The organism is Xanthomonas populi, from assembly GCF_002940065.1.
Taxonomy (GTDB): domain Bacteria; phylum Pseudomonadota; class Gammaproteobacteria; order Xanthomonadales; family Xanthomonadaceae; genus Xanthomonas; species Xanthomonas populi.
This window is the reverse complement of record NZ_MDEJ01000174.1, coordinates 1-6,602: the sequence shown is the minus strand read 5'-3', so window position 1 is coordinate 6,602 and position 6,602 is coordinate 1. Positions and strand designations below refer to the sequence as shown.

5 protein-coding genes are annotated in these 6,602 nt (G+C 62.0%); 2 read left to right on the top strand and 3 right to left on the bottom strand.

Annotation, left to right across the window (positions count from 1 at the left end; all coding sequences use genetic code 11):
• Nucleotides 1-208: 208 nt before the first annotated feature.
• The 3 genes from xopAA to XpopCFBP1817_RS23315 all read right to left on the bottom strand — a co-directional run bounded on the left by xopAA (nt 209) and on the right by XpopCFBP1817_RS23315 (nt 4,363).
• Nucleotides 209-2,296 carry a type III secretion system effector XopAA gene (xopAA, locus tag XpopCFBP1817_RS18685; RefSeq protein ID WP_128418256.1) on the bottom strand — a complete coding sequence of 696 codons (2,088 nt, stop codon included), beginning with the start codon at nt 2,294-2,296 and terminating at the stop codon, nt 209-211.
• Between the two features lie 1,320 nt (nt 2,297-3,616).
• A complete protein-coding gene (locus tag XpopCFBP1817_RS23320) occupies nt 3,617-4,168 on the bottom strand; it encodes a hypothetical protein (RefSeq protein WP_244171241.1) in 552 nt (183 codons plus the stop codon).
• A gap of 6 nt (nt 4,169-4,174) precedes the next feature.
• Complete coding sequence (locus tag XpopCFBP1817_RS23315) at nt 4,175-4,363, bottom strand: hypothetical protein (protein WP_244171240.1); 189 nt, start codon at nt 4,361-4,363, stop codon at nt 4,175-4,177.
• Between the two features lie 184 nt (nt 4,364-4,547).
• Here XpopCFBP1817_RS23315 and XpopCFBP1817_RS18670 point away from each other — a divergent pair, with 184 nt between their 5' ends.
• Complete coding sequence (locus tag XpopCFBP1817_RS18670; RefSeq protein WP_046932707.1) at nt 4,548-4,835, top strand: hypothetical protein; 288 nt, start codon at nt 4,548-4,550, stop codon at nt 4,833-4,835.
• Nucleotides 4,836-5,096: 261 nt separating this feature from the next.
• Nucleotides 5,097-6,563 carry an IS21 family transposase gene (istA, locus tag XpopCFBP1817_RS18665; RefSeq protein ID WP_244171239.1) on the top strand — a complete coding sequence of 489 codons (1,467 nt, stop codon included), beginning with the start codon at nt 5,097-5,099 and terminating at the stop codon, nt 6,561-6,563.
• Nucleotides 6,564-6,602: the final 39 nt, after the last annotated feature.

Sequence of the window (6,602 nt, the reverse complement as noted above, 5' to 3'; positions counted from 1 at the left end):
CCTCCGCCACGGTTCAACTGGCGACTTGTCCCCTGTAGAGTTTGAACGGCGCTACGCGCAACGAGGGTCTTGAGTGTCTATGGAACCCTGGGCGTATCAAAACAGCCAAAAGTGAGCTAACTCGCTTTCAGTAAAGGTTTCTTACACGAATCACTACCGACCCTCCCGCTCAGGAATCCCGCCCGACCTCATACGCGTGCAGGGCTGCTTATTCCGACTGAGGCGCCGGCTGCATGGGCAGCTGCGCCGGTGCGTCGACCCAGGGGGCGTCCCTACCCGCCGTCCCCTCCGATTCGCCTCCCCATTCGTCGCGCGCGTCGTGCCACTCGTCGCCGATCTGCTCAAGCGTGCCGACCAGGGTGCGTTCGGCGGACGCCCGCTGTGAGGGGCTGAAGAACAGCGGCTCATGCGGCACACCCGCCATCTCGACCCCGGCTACGTCGTGCACATCCGTTGCAGCCGGCGAGCGGTGCCCGGCGACCAGTTCGAAACCCAAGGCCATCGCGCTCCGGCCGAGTCGGATCGCCTGCTGTTGGCCCCAGCCGAGCGCTCCGCTCGTAGCCATGAGTCCCTTGGACAGGACGTCGCCGGCCACCCGGCCGAAGAGCAGGTAGGCCGCCGTGTAGCCGACGGTCCCGGCTATGAAGCCCGATGGGTTGGCCTTGGGGTCGTCCATGTAGCTGCTCATCACAGCGGCTACGGAGAAGGGCAGGCCGATCGTCATACCGCCGACCGTGTCGCTCACGCTGTCGTTCATCCCCGCGTGCGTGACGTGCGGGCTCAGCGCTTCACGGAGCAGGAACGTCGACGAGACGACCGCATCGGCGATGAAGTCAGGTAGGGCCAGCCCGTTGTTGCGCATCAGGGCGATGTTTGACCCGAGGACGGCGAAGGCTACGGTCGCCAGCGCGAGCTTTCCCTTCAGGTCGGGGTTGTTTGCGAACGATGCGTCCAGGGTCCGGCGCACCGCCTCTAGGGGGCCTGGTGGGTTATCGCTTGCGGCGACCGGGCTCTCCTGCCGCGTCCCGGTCGCTACGAGCCGCTCAAGGCCCGTCACGATTCTGGACAGGTCCTGCTTGAAGAAGGTGAGCTGCCGATCCATGTGCGGCGTGATCCGCCGGTCCTGCTGGAATTCGCCGACGGAGCGGTTGACGTTGTTCAGACCCGCGCGCAGATCGCCCACGACTCCCTCAATGGCGTCCCTGAAGCCGTCGGGAAGATCACGCCTGCGGTTGAAGGCGCCGTTGAAGCGCAGCCGCATCGAGTCCATCAGGTCCTGCCCCAGCCGCAGGCCGAACATCATCGTCCCTTGCGCCACCGCCGCGCCGGCGACGAAGCCGGCGTTGCGCTGCAGCGGCGAGGCCTTGGCGTAGAAGGTGGGTACGGCATAGACCAGCGAGATGAAGAAGACGAGGCTGTGCCGGTTGATGGCGTGCTTCATGAACAGCTTGGCGTCCGTTGTCGGGCGTCGCATAAGCGAGACCAGCTGTATCGCCGTGTAAGTGTAGGAAGCAATGTTGAACGCAGCGTAGGTGCCAGTCTTCTGGGTAAACAGTGTGGCGAGCGGCAAGGGGTACAGCAGAAGGGTCAGCGCTCCCTGATATATCCGCTTTGCGGCACTCGCGTCGTGCTGCAAGGTGTGGATGTCGGTCTCGAAGCTGGTCATGACCGGCTCGAGATAGCGCCGTGCCTCGGCCAGGAACTCCGCCTCCTCTGGCGTCGACGCCTGCTTGTCCAGGTGCGACCGCAGTTCATCGACCTTCTCGCCCATGGCGGCCAGCAGCGTCTTCGGCTCTCGACATCCGGGCTCGGTGACCAGTTCGTTACGCAGATTGCCCACGAACTCGCTGTCATCGAACTGCCGAAGCTCCTGGACGACCGACAGGTTGCCCAGGAAGGCGGCGATCCGCGACGAGCAATCGCGCATGAGCAACCCGCTCTCGACGTCCCTCGCTTCGCCGGGATTGGCCAAGCGCGGCTGGCTCGCCCCGGAACGGGGCGGTTGCGGAAGCACATCCGGGACGCCTTCATCGTCCCCGGCTTGCACAATGGCCGGTATGATTTCGGGCCTCGAAGGCCGCTGGCTGGATATCGACAGCAGGTCCGCGAGGCACATCGTGGTTTCCGAAGCCGGTCTCTGGCACGCGCGTGCTTGCGTGCCGTCCGTGGGCAACAGAGTGCCGCTGCCGTGTCCCGCTTCGATCTCGATGCTGCGGTCGGCGGGTGACGATCCGTCGCCCGCAACCGGGTCGTGCGGATGCGCGTTAGGGCCAGGGCTTGCGGTTTTGATTTGCATGATGGAGTCCTTGCGAGGAAGAAGGCGTCGAGCGCGCTCGCGTGCGAATCGGCGTCGCGTGTCGGCGGTGGTTCAGCCTGAAGCCGGCGTCTGCGCTCAGGGCTCGGCGGAGGCTGCCGACACGGCGGGACGCGCGCATTGGGCCAAACATTCCGGGATGGCGGAAGTGTCCGCCGCGGCGGGGCGGCGAGCGCGGACGATCGCGACGCGCCCGCAGCTGATCCGCGATTGGAAGGCCGCATTGAACCGCTTTACGATCCAGTTCGAGGGGCGGATCCCTCCGCTGTAACCAAAATCCGGTTACACAAAAAAAATCTGCTCACGCTCGGCTAGAGGCGACCACGTATCGACTGGAGCGGCCGGGGACGCACAAGTTAGCGCGCCATGCCAATCAGGGACCAAGCAATGACAGTCGCCCTGGTATTCTTGCCAGCCGCCAAAACCCTCATGGCCGGACCGTCCTGCCCCTTGCCGATTGGATGAGACCTGCGGTTCAGGAGAAGCCGCGCGACGCGGCGGGGAAGGCAAAGCGTCGCGCAGTGCATTGGTCGAGGAGGAAGACGAGTCCCTGCGCGATGGCGACGACGACTCGGATGGCGTGGCCTGCTCTGTAGTGTGGGTTGTATAGCGCGCAGGTGACCCTGCCACGCTCGGCTTTGAATTGCATAGACCCATGTCGATCTCCTGCAGTAACTGTAGAAGCAAGTTTGCCGGGGGAGCGCACCGACTCGTTTCGCCTCACCGAAGTTCTGGCTGGGACGACGAAGGCATTGACGCGGAGGATGACCCATACCTTCAACAGGCTGAGCATCAGCCTCCTGGCGTTGCACTGCTGCGATGGTCTTTTCCTGTTCGCAACCGAGTGCGGTGGCCGCAGCTGTTCCCGAGGGCCGGCAGGAATTCTTGAAATAATCCTTTTCTGACAGAAATTTAGCTTACTTTTTGCTTTTTTTATACGGATCCCTGCCGACCCTCGATCGGCTTGTATTACATCTCGATGTGATCGAGCGCTTCGGTGCGAATTCTTGGAGCAGAGGGGTTCAACATCCGATTCCACGGGCGCTTACGAGAAGGCCGATTGAGGCCGTGAGGAGGGTTCATGTCAAAGCGAAGGAAGTTCAGGCGCCCGAAGCGGCAATTCGATCTCTCACCTCATCCGGCATCAGGCGCTCGCGCCTGCCGGCGTGAAGCGTCCTCAGTCCCCACTCCCATGCAATGTCTTGCTCTGCGACCCATCGCCTGGCGTTCTCGCTGGATTGTTCGACCGGCTGAGTCAGCCGAAAGCGTGGTCCGAGCCCAAAGAACAGATCGAAACCAAAATCAATCGTCAGCAACCGACGCAGCTGCCGGGTATGCCCGCCCGGGAGATAGCCATCCCATCCAGCGTCCTCTAGCTGCAGTACGACGCGGGAGAAGCAGAAAGCCTGCCTCTGCATGATCCTTTGGATGCAGATCAAACGCAAGCTCCTTGTCTTCTGCCAACGGGAAAATGAAGCAGATGAAGTAGGCGAACAGCTCCTCTGCGATCTCCCACAGCGGACCCTCAATCGTGGCCAGGAACAGGCTAGCGTGCAGCGAACGCCCGAGTTCAAAAGCCAGCCCTTGATTTCCTGCTTCATGCGCTTCTCGAAGCAATACGACGAGCGCGGCTAGGCTATCCAGGCCCGCTTGTCCCTCCAAGCGCCGAGTCACTTGGCGCGTTGCTTTACGCCGCACATAGCGTCCACGCTCCAACGCCTGCTGATCGAAGATCGCCATCTGGATCCCGGGCCCCAACCGCTTTAGCAGTATGTCGGCATTTGCCCCAACAGGGCGGGAGATGTCCAGCGCGTCCCAAGCTGCTGCCATGAGGATTTCACTGGAGCCTGCCATGGCTGCTTATGTGGTGCGGAGAGTTTCGGCCCTGGGGACGTGCTTACCCAGGGCGTACTTGGCCCACAAATTGTGATGGTGCTCGCCCTTGAGGTAGGTGCCGGGCTGCAAAACCTGACCCAGGCGATAGGCCGTCGGACGGCCCATACGCGCCCGCAGCCCCTCGAACCATAAGCCAACCTTCAGCACGTTCAAGGCCTTCTCAGCGGAACGGTTTGCGTTCGATTCGGCTAAGCGAACTACCGCTTTTACCCGGCCAAGTTTGTAGTCCTTGATCTGTATCAATGGCTTATCGACTCATTGCGGTGCAATTTAGAGTAACGCGGAAGCCCTCAGTTTCCTTCTGGGCGACTATCGGTGCAATCGTTACGCTAGCGGCATGACAGAGCGTGACGAACACATCGGCGCGTTGGCCAAAGTCCTGGAGCAGGATCTGTTGCACCACTACGGCCCGGTGATCGGCCAGGATGATCTGCGCCAAGCACTGGGCTACACCTCGCTGGATGCGTTCCGGCAGGCTCTGTCCCGTGACTCGCTGCCGGTGCCGGTGTTCCCCATCCCTAATCGCCGCGGCAAATACGCGCTTGCCAAAGACATTGCGCACTGGCTGGCAGGCTTGCGCGACCAAGCCATCCGGGCATCGCACCCAAACGGAAATACGCCGTGACTGCGAACATGGAAGACAGGGGGTCAGCATGACCTGACGACTCCCACCGCCATTCCACACGTGGGAAATGCAAAAGCCCCCAAGCGCGTCAACGCTTGGGGGCTTTGAGGGTGTAGCTAGAACCTGTTCGCTGCATTCTCGGCATCCGCCCTCCCTTCGTCAATCCCTGTTTGTCAGCTCTTACGCGCTGGCGCGGGGGACTGTTGCCGCTGTTCTGGCCCGGATGCTGGTGCCTGGAACGAAGGCGGTGCAAGGAGTGCCATGAATCCGTTGAAAGACCTGTGCCGGTGCCTGCTGCGCACTGACCTGACCGATCGGCAGGTTGGTCAAAAGTTGAATCGCTCGCCGACCACGGTCGGCCGCTATCGCAAACGCCTGCGAGCCCTCTCACAATCGTGGGATGACATCGAGAGCATGGACGAAGTCGCGCTGGCGCGCCGATTGAATCCTGGCAAAAGTAGTGCGAAGAAGTTGCTCGTTGAACCGGATTGGTCGTATGTGCACGCCGAGCTGCAGCGGCGCGGCATGACGATCACGCTATTGCATGAGGAATATGCCCTTGGCTTGGAAGCCGGGGCGATGTCAGAGACCGAGTTCCGACGCCGCTACCGCCGCTATGCGCGTAAGCGAGGACTGGTCATGCGTCAGGTGCGTGTACCGGGACAACAGCTGTTTCTGGACTTCTCCGGAGTGCGCCCTTCGATCACTGATCAGATGACCGGCGCAACAACCCCGGTGGAGCTCTTCGTGGCGGTCATGGGTGCCAGCCGCAAGACCTTCGTCTATGCCGTCGCAAGCCAGAAATCGGTTGACTGGATCGCTTGCAATGCAAAGGCGCTGGAGTTCTTTGCGGGCGTGCCCACCTATCTGGTGCCGGATAACCTCAAGGCGGCGGTGACCTCCGTTTCCGGGCAGGACGGGGCACTGCTGAACATGACCTACGCCGAGTTTGCTGCGCACTACGACACCATGGTGCTGCCGGCACGTCCGCGCAAACCTAAGGACAAGGCGCCGGTGGAGATTGGGGTGCAACTGGCCCAGCGTTGGATCCTGGCGCGACTGCGCAATCGGGTGTTTTTCTCGCTGGAGGAACTGAATCGCGCCATTGCCGAGCTGGTGGACCGCATGGACCTTCGTCCGATGCGTGGGTCCGGCGGAAAAAGCCGTCAGCAACTGTTCGAGGAACTGGACGGCCCCGCGCTGCGTCCGTGTCCGCAGATGCCCTACGAGTACGCAGAGTGGAAGCTTAAGGTCCCTGTGGGACAGGATTACCACGTCCCTTGGCAGGGACACTTTTATTCGGTTCCTCACACATTGGTTGGCGCAAAGGTGAACTTGAAGGTCACCCGGGAGGCCGTGGCAGTCTTCCACCGCGACAAGCGGGTGGCTATGCATCCACGCAGCGGCGAAGTGGGTGGATGTAGCACGTCACCGGAGCACCAGCCCCCGGCTCATCGCGCTTACGCACAAGACACGCCGGATGTACTGATGACATGGGCGCGTCAGCAGGGAGGCGCCCTGCATAAGTTCGTGCAACGACATAGCGCGACTCATCGCCGACCGGCACTGACCCTGCAAGCCTGTCGAGGGCTGCAACGCCTTGCGCGTGAACACGGGATCGAAAGGCTGCAGGCGGCCTGTGACCGGGCCGTACGCATCCAAGCCAACAGCGTCAGCTCGGTGAAGTCGATCCTGGATCTGAGGTTTCCCCACGTTTTCCCGAGATAGATCAGCTGGTTGCACCCGGATCGTGTAGAAACAAGTGCG